The organism is Nitrobacter sp. 62-13 (genome assembly GCF_001896955.1).
Classification (GTDB): domain Bacteria; phylum Pseudomonadota; class Alphaproteobacteria; order Rhizobiales; family Xanthobacteraceae; genus Nitrobacter.
The window spans coordinates 1-19,407 of the sequence record NZ_MKRN01000012.1; the positions used below are offsets into that span (position 1 = coordinate 1).

The 19,407-nt window shown below is 59.3% G+C and carries 20 protein-coding genes and 1 tRNA gene; 10 read left to right on the forward strand and 11 right to left on the reverse strand.

Features of this window, described 5'->3' with window-relative positions; all coding sequences use genetic code 11:
- Positions 1-1,366 (reverse strand): acetyl-CoA carboxylase biotin carboxylase subunit (locus BGN91_RS01830; RefSeq protein ID WP_292610262.1); only part of this gene is annotated, 1,366 nt, incomplete at its 3' end.
- Positions 1,367-1,524: 158 nt separating this feature from the next.
- Positions 1,525-2,094 carry a hypothetical protein gene (locus BGN91_RS01835; protein ID WP_292610263.1) on the reverse strand — a complete coding sequence of 190 codons (570 nt, stop codon included), beginning with the start codon at positions 2,092-2,094 and terminating at the stop codon, positions 1,525-1,527.
- 371 nt (positions 2,095-2,465) lie between these two features.
- Here BGN91_RS01835 and BGN91_RS01840 point away from each other — a divergent pair, with 371 nt between their 5' ends.
- Positions 2,466-3,128, forward strand: coding sequence for a peroxiredoxin (locus BGN91_RS01840; protein ID WP_292610264.1), 663 nt, complete (start codon positions 2,466-2,468; stop codon positions 3,126-3,128).
- A 169-nt stretch (positions 3,129-3,297) separates the two neighbouring features.
- Positions 3,298-4,425: an S-(hydroxymethyl)glutathione dehydrogenase/class III alcohol dehydrogenase gene (locus tag BGN91_RS01845; protein WP_292610265.1), complete on the forward strand. Its 1,128-nt coding sequence runs from the start codon at positions 3,298-3,300 to the stop codon at positions 4,423-4,425.
- A 31-nt stretch (positions 4,426-4,456) separates the two neighbouring features.
- Here the strand turns inward: BGN91_RS01845 and BGN91_RS01850 are convergent, their stop codons facing one another.
- Positions 4,457-6,769, reverse strand: a complete 2,313-nt coding sequence (locus BGN91_RS01850) for an adenylate/guanylate cyclase domain-containing protein (RefSeq protein WP_292610266.1) — start codon at positions 6,767-6,769, stop codon at positions 4,457-4,459.
- 370 nt (positions 6,770-7,139) lie between these two features.
- Here BGN91_RS01850 and BGN91_RS01855 point away from each other — a divergent pair, with 370 nt between their 5' ends.
- Positions 7,140-7,556 (forward strand): hypothetical protein, encoded by a 417-nt coding sequence (locus BGN91_RS01855; RefSeq protein WP_292610267.1) that lies wholly within the window; start codon positions 7,140-7,142, stop codon positions 7,554-7,556.
- Positions 7,557-7,582: 26 nt separating this feature from the next.
- Here BGN91_RS01855 and BGN91_RS01860 read toward each other — a convergent pair whose 3' ends face one another.
- A complete protein-coding gene (locus BGN91_RS01860) occupies positions 7,583-8,860 on the reverse strand; it encodes a tetratricopeptide repeat protein (RefSeq protein WP_292610280.1) in 1,278 nt (425 codons plus the stop codon).
- Positions 8,861-9,282: 422 nt separating this feature from the next.
- Here BGN91_RS01860 and BGN91_RS01865 point away from each other — a divergent pair.
- Positions 9,283-9,359 (forward strand) — tRNA-Arg (locus tag BGN91_RS01865).
- 319 nt (positions 9,360-9,678) lie between these two features.
- Here the strand turns inward: BGN91_RS01865 and BGN91_RS01870 are convergent.
- Entirely contained in the window at positions 9,679-9,957 is a 279-nt protein-coding gene (locus BGN91_RS01870) for a hypothetical protein (RefSeq protein ID WP_292610268.1), read from the reverse strand.
- 907 nt (positions 9,958-10,864) lie between these two features.
- Here BGN91_RS01870 and BGN91_RS01875 point away from each other — a divergent pair.
- Positions 10,865-11,590: a Crp/Fnr family transcriptional regulator gene (locus tag BGN91_RS01875; RefSeq protein ID WP_292610269.1), complete on the forward strand. Its 726-nt coding sequence runs from the start codon at positions 10,865-10,867 to the stop codon at positions 11,588-11,590.
- Positions 11,591-11,983: 393 nt separating this feature from the next.
- Positions 11,984-12,136 carry an aa3-type cytochrome c oxidase subunit IV gene (locus BGN91_RS01880; RefSeq protein ID WP_292610270.1) on the forward strand — a complete coding sequence of 51 codons (153 nt, stop codon included), beginning with the start codon at positions 11,984-11,986 and terminating at the stop codon, positions 12,134-12,136.
- A 159-nt stretch (positions 12,137-12,295) separates the two neighbouring features.
- Here BGN91_RS01880 and BGN91_RS01885 read toward each other — a convergent pair whose 3' ends face one another.
- The gene (locus tag BGN91_RS01885) at positions 12,296-12,481 is read right to left on the reverse strand and encodes a hypothetical protein (protein ID WP_292610271.1); all 186 of its coding nucleotides are present in this window, start codon (positions 12,479-12,481) and stop codon (positions 12,296-12,298) included.
- Positions 12,482-12,750: 269 nt separating this feature from the next.
- Between BGN91_RS01885 and BGN91_RS01890 the strand changes: the two genes are divergently transcribed.
- Complete coding sequence (locus BGN91_RS01890; RefSeq protein ID WP_292610272.1) at positions 12,751-12,978, forward strand: hypothetical protein; 228 nt, start codon at positions 12,751-12,753, stop codon at positions 12,976-12,978.
- Positions 12,979-13,073: 95 nt separating this feature from the next.
- On the opposite strand, the gene BGN91_RS01895 is transcribed toward BGN91_RS01890, so the two are convergent.
- On the reverse strand, positions 13,074-13,259 hold the full coding sequence (locus BGN91_RS01895; protein ID WP_292610273.1) for a hypothetical protein: 186 nt from the start codon (positions 13,257-13,259) through the stop codon (positions 13,074-13,076).
- 398 nt (positions 13,260-13,657) lie between these two features.
- Positions 13,658-14,632, reverse strand: coding sequence for an alpha/beta hydrolase (locus BGN91_RS01900; RefSeq protein WP_292610274.1), 975 nt, complete (start codon positions 14,630-14,632; stop codon positions 13,658-13,660).
- A gap of 173 nt (positions 14,633-14,805) precedes the next feature.
- Here BGN91_RS01900 and BGN91_RS01905 point away from each other — a divergent pair, with 173 nt between their 5' ends.
- Positions 14,806-15,699 carry a LysR family transcriptional regulator gene (locus BGN91_RS01905; protein ID WP_292610275.1) on the forward strand — a complete coding sequence of 298 codons (894 nt, stop codon included), beginning with the start codon at positions 14,806-14,808 and terminating at the stop codon, positions 15,697-15,699.
- A gap of 228 nt (positions 15,700-15,927) precedes the next feature.
- A complete protein-coding gene (locus tag BGN91_RS01910) occupies positions 15,928-16,080 on the forward strand; it encodes an aa3-type cytochrome c oxidase subunit IV (RefSeq protein ID WP_292610276.1) in 153 nt (50 codons plus the stop codon).
- 460 nt (positions 16,081-16,540) lie between these two features.
- Here the strand turns inward: BGN91_RS01910 and BGN91_RS01915 are convergent, their stop codons facing one another.
- The 3 genes from BGN91_RS01915 to BGN91_RS01925 form a co-directional block, all read right to left on the reverse strand.
- The gene (locus BGN91_RS01915) at positions 16,541-16,783 is read right to left on the reverse strand and encodes a hypothetical protein (RefSeq protein WP_292610277.1); all 243 of its coding nucleotides are present in this window, start codon (positions 16,781-16,783) and stop codon (positions 16,541-16,543) included.
- A gap of 673 nt (positions 16,784-17,456) precedes the next feature.
- Positions 17,457-17,735, reverse strand: coding sequence for a hypothetical protein (locus BGN91_RS01920; RefSeq protein WP_292610278.1), 279 nt, complete (start codon positions 17,733-17,735; stop codon positions 17,457-17,459).
- Positions 17,736-17,943: 208 nt separating this feature from the next.
- The gene (locus tag BGN91_RS01925) at positions 17,944-18,150 is read right to left on the reverse strand and encodes a hypothetical protein (protein WP_292610281.1); all 207 of its coding nucleotides are present in this window, start codon (positions 18,148-18,150) and stop codon (positions 17,944-17,946) included.
- Positions 18,151-18,481: 331 nt separating this feature from the next.
- Between BGN91_RS01925 and BGN91_RS01930 the strand changes: the two genes are divergently transcribed.
- Complete coding sequence (locus BGN91_RS01930) at positions 18,482-19,060, forward strand: hypothetical protein (protein WP_292610279.1); 579 nt, start codon at positions 18,482-18,484, stop codon at positions 19,058-19,060.
- Positions 19,061-19,407 lie beyond the last annotated feature (347 nt).

Consider the following 19,407-nt stretch of genomic DNA (forward strand, 5'->3'; position numbering starts at 1 on the left):
CCGTAAAGCCCTTTGGGAATTCCTCGGCGATGAACCCGGTCGAGAGATGGCCGGCGCGCCAGCGCGGATGGTGCATCAGAGCCGACAGAAAAGGAACGTTGTGCCGAATGCCGTCGATGTAAAATGCGTCGAGCGCGTGAGCCTGCGCCTCGATGGCGGCCCGGCGCGAAGGCCCGTGCGTCACGAGCTTCGCGATCATCGGATCATAGTGGATGGAAATCTCGCCGCCCTCGTACACGCCGGTATCGTTGCGCACAACGATACCATCCCGGTTCGTTTCTGCCGGCGGACGATATTTGACGAGGCGGCCGACCGAGGGCAGGAAACCGCGGAACGGATCTTCCGCATAAACGCGCGATTCAACCGCCCATCCCGTCAGCGTCACATCCTTCTGCGCGATCGGGAGCTTTTCTCCGGCTGCGATACGGATCATCTGCTCGACCAGATCGATGCCCGTAATCAACTCCGTGACGGGATGCTCGACCTGCAGCCGCGTGTTCATTTCGAGGAAATAGAAACTCTTGTCCTGGCCGGCGACGAACTCGACCGTGCCCGCCGAGTCGTAGTCCACCGCCCGAGCCAGCGCGACGGCCTGTTCGCCCATCTTGCGACGCGTGGCCTCGTCGAGCAGCGGCGACGGCGCCTCCTCGATGACCTTCTGATTTCGTCGCTGGATCGAGCACTCGCGCTCGCCGAGGTAGATCGCATTGCCATGCTTGTCGCCAAGCACCTGAATTTCGATATGGCGGGGATCGACGATGAATTTCTCGATGAAGACCCGGTCGTCGCCGAATGACGCCTTCGCCTCCGCCTTCGCGAGATTGAGCCCTTCGGCGACCTCGGCGCTCGCGTGCGCAATGCGCATGCCCTTTCCACCGCCTCCCGCCGACGCCTTGATCATCACGGGATAGCCGATCTCGTCCGCGATCCTGATAGCGTGCCGGTCGTCCTCGATCACGCCAAGAAAGCCCGGAACCGTCGAAACTCCGGCCTTTGCCGCGGTCTTCTTGGATTCGATCTTGTCGCCCATCGCGGCGATCGCGGCGGGATTGGGCCCGATGAAAACCAGGCCGGCGTCCGCGAGCGCACGGGCGAACGCCTCACGCTCCGACAGGAAGCCGTAGCCGGGATGCACGGCCTGCGCGCCGGTGCTGCGGCAGGCGTCCACGATCTTCTCGATGACGAGATAGCTCTCGGCCGCCGGCGGCGGCCCGATCAAAACGGCCTCATCGGCCATCTCGACGTGAAGGGCGTCGCGATCGGCTTCCGAATACACGGCTACGGTTTCGAGGCCCATCCGGCGGGCCGACTTGATGATCCGGCAGGCGATCTCGCCGCGATTGGCGATCAGTATCCGTTTGAACATCTGCCTGTTGACCTGCAACCTTGAGGCGCGGTCCAGTCTTCCGGACGGTATGCGCGATCTGGCCTTGGAACGCGGCGAACCATTCCGTCGTACAGAAAAAAGAAAACAGGAGCAAAGACTTTTCAGCCGGAACGCCCGCGCAAGGGGCTTTGCGAGGCCTACATGCCGAGATCGAAAATGTTCGGAAAATGCAGCAGCGGCAGGGTCGCCGCGCCGATCAGGCTCGCAACCAGCGCCATCAAATGACGGTTGTTGCGCCGCTTGCCGCGCATCTGGGTTGCGATCCATTCCAGCACTTCGATATTGACGCCCACCGCCCTGGTCGGCGCCCAGCTTTCGATCGCGGTCGTGGGCGCCAGGGCGATGCTGCGCGGCGGGACCGGCAGGCCTGAGGCAGACGCAGCGTGATGCACGATCGCCTTGGTAAAAAGGTCGTCGAACTGTCCGTCGTCGGATCGCTCGGCGGCCGCATCGTTGATTTCGAACAGGGCTTCGGCCTCCTCCCGGCTCACCGGCCGGTCATCCACGGCGACAGCCGTCAGGAGCCGCGCGCACCAGGACGCATCGGTGGAGTCCAGCGCGCGGGAAAAATGAACTCGGCCGCGCGCGGTCGGCCCCTCTCCCGTAATGACGCCGTCGCGGACGGTAGTGAGCGCGGCGACCACCGCTTGCGGGCTGGTGATAGCGGAAATGTCGATCGGGCCGACGGCGGACGTGTCGGAAGACATAGGCGTATTCTCACTTCTGGAGTTGCCCAGCACACTCACGCGCGGGTGAATCGTTCGTTAAGAAATCCGACATCCCGTCGCCGCGCTTGAGAATTGCCGGCCACCGGTTCGTCGCCGCAATAAGGAGCGCGGTTCAACTCGATCGCAATACGGTTCGGCGCGCGTGGGGCATGGGCGCGGCAACATCACGGCATCTCAATCACAAAGCCGTAGGCGTTAATTCGTCGGACCGGTCGGGATCCGACAGGAAGATGCTCCGCAATGCCTGCGCCAAGAAAGATATTATCCTTTTCGATTATCCGGTTCCGTTTCCCACCCGCGCCGCCTATATTCGCCGCATCCCGCCGTTTAATTGACACGAGGACGTGACGATGACTTTATCGATTGGTTCGCCTGCGCCGGACTTCGAAGCCGAAAGCACCGAAGGCCACATCAGCTTTCACAAATGGCTCGGCAACGGCTGGGGACTTTTCTTCTCTCATCCGAAGGACTTTACGCCGGTCTGCACCACAGAGCTCGGCGCCGTCGCGCGGCTCAAGCCGGAGTTCGACAAGCGCGGCGTCAAGCTGATCGGCATCAGCGTCGACCCGACCGACAAGCATCATCTGTGGTCCAAGGACATCGAGGAAACACAGGGTGTCGCGCCGAACTATCCGTTGATCGCCGACGTCGATTTCAACGTCGCCAAGCTCTACGGCATGCTGCCGGCCAGCACCTCGGGCGACGTCAACAAACGGACGCCGGCGGACAACCAGACGGTGCGCAACATTTTCGTGATCGGTCCCGACAAGCAGATCAAGCTGGTGTTCGTCTACCCGATGAGCACCGGCCGCAACTGGCAGGAAGTGCTGCGTGCGATCGATTCCCTGCAGCTCACCGCCAAGCACAGCGTCTCCACACCGTCGGACTGGAAGCCGGGCGACGACGTGTTCCTCTCGGCCGCGGTGTCGGAAGAAGAGGCGCGCAAGAAATTCCCGAAGGGCTGGAAATCGCCGAAGCCGTATTTCCGCATCGTCGAGCAGCCGAAGGACTAGGTCACCCCGTTTGGAAGAGTGCAAAAAGGGACGCCGCGGCGTCCCTTTTTCATGCATGCTCGCGGTTGCCGCCATGCGTGCGCGAACCTATGCTGTCCGCCGACAAACAAGCCTGCGCGGCGACACCCGCAATATCGCCCTTCCCGCCGACAGAGAACGGAAAATTACCATGCACGTTCGCGCCGCAGTCGCCATTGCCGCCGGCAAGCCGCTGGAAGTCACGACCGTGGAACTCGATGGACCGCGCGACGGCGAAGTCATGGTCGAAATTAAGGCCAGCGGCGTCTGCCATACCGACGAATTCACACTATCCGGCGCCGATCCGGAAGGGCTGTTTCCGGCTATCCTCGGTCATGAGGGCGCCGGCGTGGTCGTCGATGTCGGCAAGGGCGTGACGTCGGTGAAAAAAGGCGATCACGTCATTCCGCTCTACACGCCGGAATGCCGGCAATGTCCGTCGTGCCTGTCGCGCAAGACCAATCTCTGCACCGCGATCCGCGCCACCCAGGGCCAGGGGCTGATGCCGGACGGCACGTCCCGCTTCTCGCTCGATGGCAAGAAGATCCACCATTACATGGGCACGTCGACCTTCGCCAATTATACGGTGCTTCCGGAGATCGCGGTCGCGAAAATCCGAGAGGACGCGCCGTTCGACAAGGTCTGCTATGTCGGTTGCGGCGTCACCACCGGTATCGGCGCGGTCATCAACACGGCAAAGGTCGAACCTGGCGCCAAGGCGATCGTATTCGGCCTCGGCGGCATTGGATTGAACGTGTTGCAAGGGTTGCGGCTCGCCGGCGCCGACATGATCATCGGGGTCGACATCAACGACGACCGCAAGGCGTGGGGCGAACGCTTCGGCATGACCCACTTCGTCAACCCGACGGACATGGGCAAGGATCTCGTCCCTCACCTCGTCGACATGACCAAGTCCGGCGCCGACCAGATCGGCGGCGCCGACTACACCTTCGACTGCACCGGCAACGTCAAGGTGATGCGCCAGGCGCTCGAAGCCTGTCATCGCGGTTGGGGGCAGTCGATCGTGATCGGCGTTGCGCCAGCCGGCGCTGAAATCGCGACACGGCCGTTCCAGCTCGTCACCGGCCGGGTCTGGAAAGGCACCGCGTTCGGCGGCGCACGCGGCCGCACCGATGTGCCGAAGATTGTCGACTGGTACATGCAGGGCAAGATCCAGATCGACCCGATGATCACCCACGTCATGCCGCTCGACGACATCAATCGGGCGTTCGACCTGATGCACAAGGGCCAGTCGATACGCAGCGTCGTGACGTTCTGAGGGGCAAACCTGAGAGGCCGTGACAGCAGCCCTATTTCGTCAGGCGCATTTCGTCGGCCGGTCCCTCGGCATGCCGTTGCATCATCGCGCTGTCGAGGTCCGCGACCTGTTCGGCAAAATGGCGATAGAAATCCTGCATGTCGTCGCCGGCGAGTTCGCGGCACCGCGCCAACGCCGTATTTGCCTCCTGTAGATGACGGGTTTTGATCGCGGCAAGCAACGCGCCGTGCATCCGCTTCCATTCAGCGAACTCCGGCGACGCCGCCACCGCCTCATCTCCCGCGATCGTGTAGATTTTGGTGGGACGCGATTTGCCCTTCAACAGGATTTCGCCTGCCTCGAGTAGCGCAATCCCTTTCGTTCGCTGTGCGACGTCTTCCGAGACCAGAAGGTCCACATTGAGCGCCTTGCTCGCAGACTCGATCCGGGCTGCGACGTTCACAACGTCGCCCATGGCGGAATAATTGAATCGCCTTTGCGATCCCATGTTGCCGACGCAGGCCAGCCCGGCGTTGATGCCGACCCCGATACGGACGCGAGGATCCGCGAAACCGCGCGCGGAAAATCCAAAGACGTCGGCATCGTTGAGCACATCGATCGCGGCGCGCATCTTGAGCGCGGCGCGGCAGGCCCGGCTCGCATGATCGGGAACCTCCACCGGCGCGTTCCAGAACGCCATGATCGAGTCGCCGATGTACTTGTCGATCGTCCCCATCTCGTCCTGGATCGCATCCGACAGCGGCGCCAGCAGCGTATTGATGAAATCGACCAGCTCCGTCGCCGTTAGAGCTTCGGAGATCGGCGTGAAGCCGCGCACATCCATGAACATCACCGAAATGTCGCGGGACTCACCGCCAAGGCGCATCGCCTGCGGCGAGTTTTCAAGCTGAGCAAGCAGTTCCGGCGCGAGATATTGGCCGAAGGCCTGGCGCACGAATTTCTTCTCGTGATCGGAAGCAACGTGGAGCACGCGTTCCACCGCGATATAAACCGCCAGCGCCGCAAGCGACGGGAAGATGGGATCGATCAGCAGACGGAAATGCGAAAACGCGATCCATGATCCGGCGAGCCCTGCAAGGAACACCACGACGCCGGCATAGAATGAAAACCGGGCGCCAAACGCCAGCACAAGCCCCGCGACCAACGCGCCGAACAGAACGGTCAGGACGATCTCAAGCCCGTTGGTCCAGTCGGGGCGCTCGATGAAGTCCTGCGCGAGAATTTGTTCGATCAGTTGAGCCTGGATTGCGACGCCCGGAACCAACCCGCCGAGTGGCGTCGCACGCGCATCCATCAAGCCTGCGGCCGATGCGCCGACGAGCACGATGGCGCCATCGATCAGGGGCTTGACCGCGGCTTCCTTGGCGGGATCGAGAATGTCTTTCACGGACACGTAGCGTTGCGGCTGGTCGCGACTGAAATAGATCCACGATTCCCCGTTGCTGGTCAGCGGCAGCTTGAACGCCCCGACCCGCATGTCGATCAGCGCGGCGTGCCCCGTATCGCTGTCGCCGCTCGATCCGGTCCCGCGGACGACGATACTTTTCTGGTTCTGAGCGACTCGCAGCGCCTCGACCGCGAGGCCGGGATAAACGTTCGCGCCGTCGGAAAACAGCATCGGGACCCGCCGCACGATGCCGGCGCGATCGTGGGAGCTCAGATTGATGCCGCCGATGCCCGCGGCCGCATCGGTGAAGATCGGCAGGCTCGACACCGTGCCGTGAAACGGCACCAGCACCCTGGCTGGATTGACGCCGACGAATGCGAGCCCCGCCCGGATCGGCGGGCGCTGGGCGTTGGCTGTGTTGCCTGCGGCAAAACCGAGCACGACCCCTGTCTTGCCGATGGCGTCTGCGAACGCCCGATCATGATCAGGCAGGTTCGCAAGCAGCTTCATGGTCTGGTCGAGATCGGGGACGCCGGAGTCCTTCAAGTCACTGGCGAGCCGGCTCGGCGTGGTGCGATCCGGCTCGGAAAATATGATGTCGTATGCGATCACGCCGGAGCCAAGGTCGGCAAGCCGTCGCGTCAACGCGGCAAGACGCGTCCGCGGCCATGGCCATTGTCCGTATTCGGCAATCGAGGCCTCGTCGATATCGACGATACGCACCGGCTGATCGGTATAAGCGCGCGGCTTTAGCCGTTGATAGGTATCGAACGTGCGCTCCTTCAATTCGGTGACGATGCGCGGATCGTAAGCTCGTAGCGAAGTGAGCAGGACGAGCGTCGCCACCGCCGCGCTGACGGCGCGGAAATTCTTGTTGCGCATCAGCCCGCGCAGACGCGCCCACGCCAGCATCACCCGTACGCGCATCGTGCCGCGGAAACGTGCCGCAGCCTTCATCGCCCGAACTCGACGCAATCGGAGCCTTGCACCGTTTCACAAAACCGATGAAGGACTTCATTTTCTTGATTTGACGCGTTCTCTTCATGCGAACCGGATTCCACTTCGCTCGAAAACACTGTGAGGAGCGACGGCATTGTCTCAATCCGGTTCCACGATTGGCGGTCGATAGCTCGGTGGACCGTCGGACCAGACGGCACGAGCGTTACCGGCACATTAACGAAATCCGCTCGATTTGGCGCGACGAAAATAGCCAATTTTTCAGCACTGCAAGAGGTTTTGCGAAGCCCCGTGGCCAGATTAACGACAAATCCGTCGCCTGTCTCTCATGCTCCCCGCCAGAGCCGATCAGCGAAGGCAGACAGCAATGATGGCCCGGATATTTTTCAACAAGCAAAGTCTCGTCCTGTTGGCGGCGCTGGCCCTCCCCTTTGCGGCGGGCGCCTGTTTCGCATTGTCCGTCCACGCCGGAACGAGCACCCGCTTGCAGGACATTGCCGACGACGCAGCGCTGGCCGGCGTCAACTCGCTGGCAGCAAACATCGATCAGCCGGCCGACGTGAGTTCGGCCGAAGCCATTGCGGCAGCCAGGGCCGTCATCGCATCGCAACCGCGCGTCATCCAAAGACTCCACCCGTCTGTCGATGCCCTGACGATGTCGGTCGTCGTGGAAGATGCCGGCAAAGGAATGCAGGCCTCCGCAACCGCACGATATGTTCCTGCAAAAAACGGCCGATCGGTCCCGCAGATCGTCCACATGCGCGGATACACCGCCGCCGCCCTGTGATGCGAACCGCCAGAGAACGGGTTGGTTTAAAACCGCGCGGTCGGTCCGATCGAGACTGAAAGATTGTCGGTCGTGTAGTTCGGCAGCGACGAGTCGATCTTGATGTATTGGACCTGCGTTCGCACGCCGACGTTCTTGTACACCTGCGCATCAAAGATCGCGCCGTAACGCTGCTCCCTGTCGTTCCGCACCGTGACGGGATCGATGATCGCATTGGGCGCATCATAATTGGCCCAGCTAAAGCCGATCGTCGGCGCGATCACGAACTGATGCGGCGTGCCAAACACCGGCAGGGCGAATGCATACGGGAACGCCATGTCGATGGAGTAACGCTTGTAAGAGTAATAATCGAAGATCGCGCGGTTCTGATCGAATCCGGCACGCGCCGTCCAGTGCAGCGCTCCGAAGCGCAAATCCGACGTCACAGCCGCCGAAAGCAGGTCTCCGCTCTGCTGGCTGGCCGTTGGAAAGTTGTTCGAATCGGAGAAATCGCGGCGGCGTTCCTCGACGAACGCTTCCAGAAGCCCGCGATCGCCGACCGTCGTGCGCGCGGATAAGCCGCCGCCGCCGGCCGAGAAATAATTGGCGTCCCCGAGCCAGACCTGATCGCCGATGCCGTAAAGCTTGAACGATGCGTTCTGGCCGATCGCGATGCGCGGTCCGACTACGAGTTCGACCAGACCGAGATTGAACTGGTTGAGCTTGTATTGGCGTGAATTGACGCCGAGGAAGCTCGCCTCGATGGCGTCTCCCCGCGTGCCGATCTTGTAGGCGTAGTTGGCTGTGAGAGTCTGGAAGAAATTCCAGTCCGGACGCTTGCCGAACGCGCCGTCGAGAAGAGCATCCTGCCCCAGGGCCCGCACCATGAGGCTCGACGGACCGAGATTGGCGTTGGTCTGATAACGGAAACCCGCGGTGGTGAACACGCTGAACTCGTATCGCGCCAGTCGGCGGTCAATCTCGGTCAAATAAGCGAGGACCTGCGCCCGGATCTCATCGGGGGCATCTGCGGCCTTGATCGCCTCCTGGAAATAACTGCGTGCGAGTTCGTACGAGCCGAGCTTGAAATACAGAACGCCCAGTTCGAGTTTTACCCGCGGCAGATTCGGATTGAAGAACAGCATACGCTCGAGCGCGCCGATGGCCGCTTCATAGTCGCCGCGCTTCACGGCCTGCTCCGCGAACTTGAAACTCGCCTCCAGATTGGATGGATTTTTATACATTTCCTGAAACAGCGCGTCGTAGTCCTGCTGGACCACGGTCGCCGCTGTGACGGACGGCGCCGGCGATTGCGCCGCGGCCATCGAGCAGCAGGCGATCGTCGTCAGCAAAACGAATACGGTTTTCACCGACTTAAAAAATTTCACGCCGCCACCCAAAACTATCTTTGATGCGAGACTTCCGATCCATCTCCGTGGAATTACGAGGAAATCCGCGACCTAATGGACGCCAGATTAGCGTCGGCGGGCGCAATTGGAACGACGATAGCCGCCGCGCCCAGCAATTTCGGCGAGGCGTCACCTTTTTACCACACATTGAGCAAGAAAAATCAATGGCTTAGCGATACGCAAATAAACCAAAAGGGGAAGATCGAGACAGGTTCAACCCCTGCTCCGTTCCCGCCCCTGCTCCGGCCAATCAGAGCACGCTATCCACCAGGACGATAAGACCTGGCTCGGCAAAGCGCGTGACATCGGGTCGTCGCTCTTCCTATAAGGGTGCGGGGGCGCTCGTAGCTCAGCTGGATAGAGCATCGGATTTCGATTCCGAGGGCCGGGAGTTCGAATCTCTCCGAGCGCGCCAATTAAATCAGATCCTTAGCGGCGTTCGCCATTTGAGTTTTTTGCGCTCGGAAACGGTGGGTGACGACGATAAGTAGCCGCCCGTCAGCGACACGGCTGGAAAGCTTCGGGCGCATCGCGAGCGCAGCTTTTCACTCATTGGTGCAAAGGCAAATCAGACACGATATTTTTGCGCCGCCTTTGATCGACAGCAATTGTCCATCAGCAGCTGAAAAAAGCATCAAAAATTCCAGCCGGAAATTTTGCTTGGACCGATAATGACGCGATCTAGTGAACCGGGCATATCCGAGGCGGGGTGCATGGATGGAGAATAGCCGACCTTAAGGAGGGCCGGGAAAAAGCCGTGAAATATCGGCGAAAGTAGCCTGTGCGCCATACTGCTCATAACGAGCAAGAGCTTCCTCGGCACTCTTTGGGGGGTCAAACATGATGCTGGCCTCGCAAAAATACATAGCCGTGTACCGCGGGGGAAACCTGGCAATCAGACTCTTCATGCAGTCGTACTGAGGCCGTTCTGTTGCTGGTTGCTTTTCGAGTTGATAGGCCGCGATAACAAGGGCCTGATGAATGGCTTTCAGTTCTTTCTGCGAAAGTTCCATTCGCGCCTCCATAGAAAACGCCCCAGCTTACAAATTGCCGGGACGGAACGCTAGTAACGTTGAGCGACTTTCTGCGGAGCGAATGGCGCGGGCCGAGGGACAAAGCTTCAAGGCCATGACCGGCCTCGAAATCCAAGAGCCACTCGCCGCATAACGACGAAAGCCATAGTTCACCTTCGTTTTGATCGAATGCGATGACGGCTAAGCCGAACGTCTAAAGCAGCAAGCCCAGCTTCGGCCTTCTGATCTTCCGTCCAAGCGCTTCACGATTTTCGAATGACCACTCGCGGGAGACGCGACGCGACGCTTCTCGATCCTTGTTCGAATATCTTTTGGGGCTGGCGAAGTGCGCCCAGCCAATCTTACAAATGCCGGGTGTGGCACGCCTCCGCTCCGCTATTAACGTCGCGCGATACCGCCCCGTTGAACACTCGTTCGCAGACTTCATCTGACGACTGACAGTCGCTTCAACCAAGGCGTAGCCTCCCTCCTTGAGCACTTGATAAATTCAGAGCGTCAATGTGCGGGCGGAGTCGACCGATAGGGTTTCGTATGAAATGGTCGATGAAGCGGGGCATTGGATTCGGGCTTCAAGGCTCGGGAATTTCCGGCTCCCCGGGAAACATTTGCGCCAAGATCGGCGTGGACAAGCCCTTTCTCTCTAAGCCAAACTTTCGCAGCTAGCGAAGTGATTTCAATATCTTGCTTGAACGGCGTCGGCCGGCTCTGCACAGCCTTGGAAGTTGTACTTTAAAGATTGCGATTCCAGCGCTGCACATTGCGGTAACGCAACAATTTACGCCCGCCTTTGCGCGATCGCAAAGACACGACAGTTTAAGGGATGCAGGGTCCGCCTGGACGATCGATAGCTCGTCGAAAAGAGGCGCTGTCTCCAAGCCAGAACAACATGAACACGCCCCGGAAGGACATCCATAACTCCAATGTACCGAAGCTCTGTCAGAGCTGTGATGTACGGCACAAGGGTATGTGCGGCGCGCTCAACGCCAACGAATTGGTGGATTTCGCCAAATTCACACGTGTGGTAAAGATATCCGCCGGTGACGTTCTCTTGCAGGAGCAAGGGCCGATCAGATCCTATGCCAATGTCATGCGCGGCGTGCTCAAGCTGACCAAGACTCTGGCCGATGGTCGCCAACAAATCGTCGGACTTCAATTTGCGCCCGATTTCGTCGGACGACTTCATCAAGACGAGAGCCATGTCCGGGTCGAAGCCTGTTCGGACGTTGAAATCTGCAGCATAACCAGGAACGCGCTGCGGAAAATGCTCGAGGAAAATCCGGCCCTCGAAGCAAAACTGCTACACCAGGCCTTGCGCGAGGTCGATCAGGGGCGCGAGTGGATGCTGGCGCTCGGACGAAAGACGGCACCCGAAAAGGTAGCCAGCTTTCTTATGATGATGGTTCGGCAGATCGATCCGTTTGCAGGAGGCAACGCCGTTACGGCTTTCGATCTTCCGCTTACGCGCGCCGAAATTGGCGACTTTCTTGGTTTGACGATTGGAACGGTTTCGCGCGAGTTCACACGGCTGCGGCGCGCCGGAGTGATTCAGATTTCCTCGCACCGTCATATCAACGTTCTGGATCTCGAAGCGCTTCGCCAATGCATCGGCTAAAGGGAACGGTCCTCCCGCAGGAAACGCCGCAGCGCATTGCGCCAAGAGATCTCCATTCCTGACGTCTTCAGAGCATCAGAAAATAACGGCGTCTTTGCGCTAGACGAAAACATACGTGTGATTTGAATGTATTCTTGGCTCGTCGAAACAAAAAACGGAGATCGACATGCCGAGCGAATCAATCCTTGCGACCGCGTTAGTTACCGGCGTCATAACTATATTCTCTCTCGCTATAGCTTATGGCCAACGTCAGAGCACGGCTCACCGCCGCGAACACCCGCAAAAGTAAGTTCGCAGAACTGCATAATCGGCGGCGACCGCGGTCAGCTATATCGGTCTCACTGGTCACCGTCGTGAAAGACACAAGATCAACCGCAACTTGGGAAGCTTGACATGTCTGATCATGGCGAATTGACGTACTCGACCGCAGAAGGAATGGATTACCGGGCGCACGAGGAAACGTATAAGTCCTTCGTCAAGATCGGGACGATCGGCGCCGGGGTGGTGATCACCATCGTCGTGCTGTTGGCAATTTTCCTTCTTTAATCCCCTCGCCCCATCCCGAACCCGCCGTGCCCCACCGCAACGGCGGGTTTTGCGTACCGAGAGGCAATCCGCGCCACGCAACCGTTTCATCGTGGAATGGATCTCGCGACACCGCAGGCCACGCTGCCATGCGCTAGGCTGCGTCGGCCTAGAGCGCATTTAGGCCGGCTGGCGTGCAGCTAGCCTTTCCAGATAGTGGTCAAGTAAAGCCAGCGCGCCGTCACGTGTCGTCGGCTTGGTCTCCTTCATATTTTGCAGCGCAGTTTGCTCGGCATCGACGGCTGCATCGAGCACCTCTCGAGTGAGACACCGCGCCGATTCCCATTGTTGAATCGCTTCGTCCAACGCAGCGTGTCGTCGTTGAGATGATCCGGAGATATATTCAGCGAGCGATCAAAGTCGATATCGTTGTGCGTGGCGAGGTTTGCCAGAGTGCTATCGAATGTTGGGTTCATGACACATCCGTTGCAAACGGTATCGCACGACTATGACAATAGCGAATGCCCGATCTGCAGCGGCGATATCTTCACGCTACCGGCCGGAAGGTGCATGAGTTGCCGTCTGGCAACGCGCGCCACGGTAACTAAAAGCGACCCTCATGAAAGGAGGCTGCGATGAAGAAACTGGTGTTGATCGATGAGCGGACCGAAGGAAACGATCGCGGCGCGTTCGTCCTACATTGGGTAGAAAACATCGTTGAATACAGCATCGTCACTGATCGGGACGGCACGAAATCTCGGATCGCGAAACCAGCCATGCAACAGAGCAAGACAGAACGTCCTTATTCCGATGAGCATCAGCGCCGCACAATAGAAGCCGAACTCCAACAAACGCATTGCTAGATTCTCCCCATTGACCGCCGTCCAAACCGATTCGTGCTAAATAAAACCGCCAGCCCCCTTACGAGCGCTGACGGCCTTTGCACTAGTTTCAGGTTCTACGGAATGATGTCGCTCCTGCCCGGCGGGGCGTGCTTGATGCTCTCGCCGCTCTTCTTCTCCTTCTCGGAGAGTTGCTTATCCGCCTCGTCCGTCAGCTCTTGCATACTCTTGCCGAGGGTCTTCTTCGGATCCTCCTTCGGCTGTCCGGCAGGAGGAAAGTTCGTGCTGCTATCGCTGCCCATCTGCATCTCCTTTTGCTGAGCGTACGGAGATAACGGCACGCTCCGCAATGCGTTCCTGAGGAACCTCCGTTCCATTGTTACAGAGAGACGTCACGTCTGAGCCCCCTATGTTACCCGCTCTGACCACCATCAGCCCGCTACTGGCGCGCTACGCGAACTGCACGGATTTCGGGGCCGCCGATCCACGCGCCGGAGATGATCCCGCGCTCCAGCGTCTCGCGTACGACCGCACCGCCAAGAATGACGGAGACGCAAGGAGCAGCAACGCGTTCCAAGAGGAACAGAATGTTGGCGGTGCTAGGCGATGCCCGATTGGTTGGTCTGAACGGACTTCACGTCGTTTCCCCTGAAAGAAAACCGCCGGGTGCACGACGCAATCGGCGGCCTGCCCGCCGGGCTTAGTTCATATGCTCATCGAGAAACGCCAGCGCCTTTTCGGGATGCCGACCGAACCAGTTGTAGCCGTCTTTGAACCGCTTGGTCGTGCCTTCGATCCAGTGCAGTTCCTTGTCGTTGCTGCCCAACGCATCGAACGTGCGCTGCGCGTCGGTCGGATTGTCGATCACCGCGTCGTCGCGCACCTGCCACATCAGGACAGGAAGCTTGACGTTTGGAGCCCACAGCTTGCCCGACATATCCGCCGCAGGAAAACCGCCGAGCTTCATGATCTCAAGGTCGATCAGTTCCTGATATTGGCCGATGCCTTGTTTGCCCGAGAGTTTGCCAAAGACCGACTCCATGTTGGGCACTAGCGGACTGCACAGGCACGTGACGTTCTCGAACAACTCCGGACGCTTGGTGATGGCCGCATATTGCGAAACGCCACCCAGGCACTGGCTGAACAGAGCGACCTTCATCTTGCCCAGGCGCGGATGCGCATCGACGAACGTCTTCACGCCGACGCAATCGCGCCATTCCCATTGGCCGACCCCGCAGACGCCGCCATTCGCCGCGCCGCTCTGCCCATGGTTGCGGAAGTCGTATGTCAGCACGTTGTAGCCGGCGTCGGTCAGGTGCTTGTACTGGATGACGAAGTCGATCTCGACCGGCTCGATGAAGTTGCTCCACGGCTCGCCCATATGTCCGGGATAGCCGGCGCGGCACATCGGAAGGGCATGATTGAAGATGACGAGTTTGTCGCTCTCGCCGCCCTTGGCCGGGATGTACCAAGCTTCAAGCGGCGTGCCATCGTCCGACGGAATGGACAGATCATGCCAGCCTTCCATGCCGTACTCATCGGGGTTCTTGAAAATGAAGCTGCGCGGCATCTTCACCATGCCGGCCAGCGCCTTGACCTTGGCATGATCGTCCCTGGAAATGGTTTTTTCCTGTTCCAGGGCCTTCTGCATTCTTTCCTTCGTTATTCCGGTCATGGGCGAAACTCCTTGTCTGTCCGAAGAGGGTGAACCTGTCGAGAAACAGCGGGTTTCCGGGTTGGCCGCCAGCCGCTTCCGGGAAATCCCCTTGCTGATACGGCCAATCTAGGTCAAACCGATTGGGTCGATTAGATAGGTAATTTGTCTTGGGCCTATCATTGAGATGATAAATGCGGCGTGACGAGATTGCCGATCTAGCGGCCTTCGTCGTGGTCGCCGAGGAGCGCAGCTTCACCAAAGCGGCGGTGCGTCTCGGCATGGCGCAATCCGCGCTCAGTCAGATCGTGCGGCGGATCGAGGAGCGGCTGGGGCTGCGACTGTTGTCGCGCACGACGCGGAGCGTGGCGCCGACCGATGCAGGCGAACGGCTGCTCGCGACGCTGGGCCCGATGCTGCACGATCTCGATGCCGCGATCGCCTCGCTGGGCGAACTGCGCGACCGGCCGTCCGGCACGATCCGCATCACGACGGTAGAGCATGCCGCCAAGACCATTCTCCTTCCAGCCACGAAGCGGCTGCTGATCGACAACCCCGACATCACGGTTGAGATCACCATCGACTATGGGCTGGTGGATGTCGTGGCTGATCGGTTCGATGCCGGCGTCCGCCTTGGCGGGGAAATTGCCAAGGACATGATTGCGATGCGCATTGGTCCCGATATCCCGATGGCGATCGTCGGCGCACCGCCTTACTTCCGCAAACAGACCGCTCCGGCGTCACCGGCGCAACTGATCGATCATCGTGCGATCAATCTGCGGCTTCCGACTTCCGGCACACTGAATAGCTGGCGTCTGAAACATGGTGGCCGCGATGTCCGGGTGCGGGTCGAGGGACCGCTGATCCTCAACACCATCGATCTCATCCTCGATGCTGCACTCGACGGACACGGCCTCGCCTACCTCCCGCTCGATCAGGTCCAGCATCATCTGGATGAAGGACGGCTCGTTCAAGTGCTGAGAAAGTTCACACCCGACCTTCCCGGCTATCACCTCTACTATCCGCACCGGCGGCACGCTTCCTCAGCGTTCACGCTGCTGGTGGAGACACTGAGATTCCGGGTGTGAAAACGATTGCTCCGAGGACTATGGAGCAGACAGAGTTCGCATCATCACTCGAGACGGCGTGCCAATTGGATCAATGCGTTAGCGACTTACATAGCTAAGTTGAACGACAGTCTTCGCCGCTTCACTATTACCCATGTGTCACAGGATCGTGAGGGACCGCAGGATCGACAGCAATTGAGATTGCGTTAATCTCACAATGCAAGCTCAACCCTATCTGGGAGACTTGACATGTCAGACCATAGCGAAATGGTATACTCGACGTCGGAAGGAATGGATTATCCGGCGCATGAGCGGCAGTATAAAACTTTCATCAAGATCGGAATGATCGCAACAGGGGCCGTGGCCACCGTTGTCGTGTTGATGGCGATCTTCCTCACCTAAGTATCCGGTCATCGTTCCGAGAAGCGTTTGCGTTTCGCTTATCGTTTCGGGGGCGGGTCTGTGTGATCCGCCCCTACCTCAAGCTCGACAGCTAATTTGAACATGTCCGACGGCTCGCGAAGCGCCGCGAAGCTATCGCCCGTCGAAGTGGCCCCGAAACTGAATTGCGGCTAATGCACCGCGGAACCGCATCCCCGTTGCGTCGCCGCTGCGGCGAGAAAATTCCGCCGAGACGTGGTGGATGCCGTATCAGCCTGAGCCAGGATTCCTCCTCTTGCGCAGCCGCGGCCTCGGGTTCCAGGCCGAGATAGGAACATTGCACTGAACCCGGCATTGTCTTGCCTCATGTCAACACGGAGGACGCAATCATGAGACGAGGCATTTTGATCGGAAGCGCTGCGGCGGCAGTCACAGCACTGACGATGGCGGGAGCTTTGGCGCAGACACCGACGACAACACCTCAAACCGGAAACAGCCGACCAAGTATAAAGGACTCAAGCAAGAACCCCGCGCAGCCGCCGGCCGGCGCCTCCGAGACCAGGGGCAACACCTCGGGAACGACGGGAATGTCGAACGGCACGATGTCGAAGCATGGCAGGTCCAAGAACCACATGAAGAAGAACGGAATGAGCAAGTAGAACTCACGAAGGTCGACTGCGAAAAGGGCCGCCACCGAAGGCGGCTCTCTTTCGATCACCGGCATCTGAAAGTTCCCGTCGATCCGTCGTTTCGTGGAGTTGCAGCTTACGAAAAGCCGTTGGAACGATAAGCCCGACCGTACATTGGTAACGCGCATCACCGCGGTCAACATAGGGGAGTCCGAAACTGACGGCGATGGGAGCGGAGGCCTTGGGATTTCGTCAGGATGACGAACTCACCGACGTTATGGCGTCTTTACCACCAAAGCCGCGCAGGCGGTGGCTAATCTGGACCGGCAAAAGCATCCGGTTTGTTTTCATAGTATGTCTTGCGACTATTCTCGCCTACAGTTCCCTGTCTATCGGAAACCGGCCACTCGGGTCTATTACGCTCAACCAACTCCTCGGCAGTCTGGTTTGCCTTGGACTTGCGGTTGGTTGCGCCAGGTGGATGTTCGATTCAATTGAGGACAAGAGGGCCGAAAGGTGGGCTGCCTGGGCGGGATCGATCGCCGCGCTGCTATTCGTCGCTGCTCTGATACTTTTCGCAATGCTAGGTCACGCTGGCATCAACAGCCTCCTTTCCCAAACCCATTCATAGCGAAACATTCTGAGGGCGGCAGCGGACGGCATGGATCGTCGCGAGCAACCAATGTCGCGTCACAGCAATCGGTCGGGCGACTCACATCGGTCCGACCGGAAGCTCTTCCTTGAAATTCTCGATGGTCGCTCTTGGCGCTACTTCGGCTCGACCGTCGTTTTAGAAGATCCTTCCGGCGCGGGCTGCATGCCCGGCGGGCTCTCGCCCTGCGGGCTTTCCGGATTAGCGCCACCAGAGCCGGTATTAGTGGGACCGGTCCGGCCTTGCGGCTGCACCTGGCCCTTAGTTTCCGGCGTGACGGTCCGACCAGTATTATATTCGGACTTGTGCGGTTGTTTGGGTTCCGAGATTGTCTGAGCCTGAGCAATCCCGACAAAATACGCCGTACAGACGGTCATGACCAATATGCGGTGCATGGGTCTCCTCCCTAATCACAGGCGCATTCAACAGCTCCAGCGACACGGAGTTCCCGGATCAAGACGCGGCGCCGACCCTGAAACGACAAAACGGGCAACACTATAAAATGCGGGCTCTTTTTGGAGCGGGGTAGTTTGATGAGATGGACCCGTCGTCCAGACAGCGCCGGACGCCAAGGGGTTTTGCGTGAGCATTCACCGCCCATGCCTAATCAGCGCTGCGCAGACGTTTCATAGTGAATTCGATTTCGTCGCCGGGCAGTTCGCGCCAGGATTCGACGGCTGACATATACGCCGCGGCCGGCCAGCGATCGAGGAACGCCCTCGCCGTCCGGCGGGCTTGGTCTCGGGGCTGGGTGAAGGTCTCACGCGCGAACCCGTCATCAGCCCTCGCCCGTCGGCGCCGAGAAGCCATCCGGCCGGCAAGATCTTTCGGAGTTCGGTAAACCATCGCGATTACTCCACATACACAACGCTGCAATACCGACAATGTCCCCGCGCTGCGTGTTGCCGCCAATCTCAGCGCCGACCTGGTCTCCAAAATGCAAGCATAGCCGACGCAGTCGTCGCTTGCCTGGGAGAAAACGAGCGGCGGCCTGCAACCCGCGACCGGAACCTGCAGGCGATGCCGGCGTTTACAAAGGCTATCGGACGACCGGACACGTGACATCATCAGGCGCGCGCGGAATTGCCCGGCTCAATTGACCCATAGTGGGCGATGACCGTCGCTCCGGAGTAGACATGCCATGCGCGCAGAAGTGAGCGATCAGGCCCCCCCAGCCGATCTACGGGCTCCGTCCGTTGAACCCGAACGGACGACCCTTTGGATGAAAGAACTCCCTTATAGTCTCGTTCTGGTTCTGACCATAATCGGCGTTGCCTATACGAGCTTCTTGAGACGGCCGATCGTTGTCTATTGGGAAATTCTGGCGGTGGTGATCGGAGCCCTCTGCATCGGCACCCGATGGCCGAGTTCGGACGACAAAGACGCACGATGGCGGTTGGTCTGGACGCAGGTGCTGCACTGGTGCGCATTTCTGCTCGTGATGAACATGTTGCTGTTACCGAGCGTGCAGAGAATTCTCAATGCGAATGTAACGGGACTTTCGATTTTCACCTTGCTGGCACTTGGTACGTTTACCGCCGGCATCCACGTTGCTTCTTGGCAAGTCTGTATTCTCGGACTCATCATGGCCCTGAGCATTCCGGCGATTGCGTGGATTGAGAGTTCCGCATTGATTGTTGTTCTGGTCCTGTTCGTAGCGCTGGGAGTTGGCGCGGCGGTTCGGTGGCATTGGCGCCGACGGAAGTCTCTCCTGGATTGACAGACGAAGCAGCGCCGCTCCCAATAACCTAACAAGTTCCCGAAGCCAGAAATTGAAACCTCAGCAATGGCGTTCCTCTTCCTGGCAAAACGCTTTTGTTGGTAATGCCGCCAGCCGGGTTCGCTGGCGGCATACCAATTCAAGTCGCACTCCTCTGATGAACTTAATTACCAGGTCCTCCAGGTATCGCCTCTCCAGTAACCTCGGCCTTCATGTTCGCGGAACGTTACATGCGGTCCCGGACGCCAATTATCTTCGTGAATGACGACCTTCGCATCGTGCGGATAACTGTATCGTTCATGCGTATGCCAGCACACGTCGCCGGAACAAACGACCGCCGCCGACGC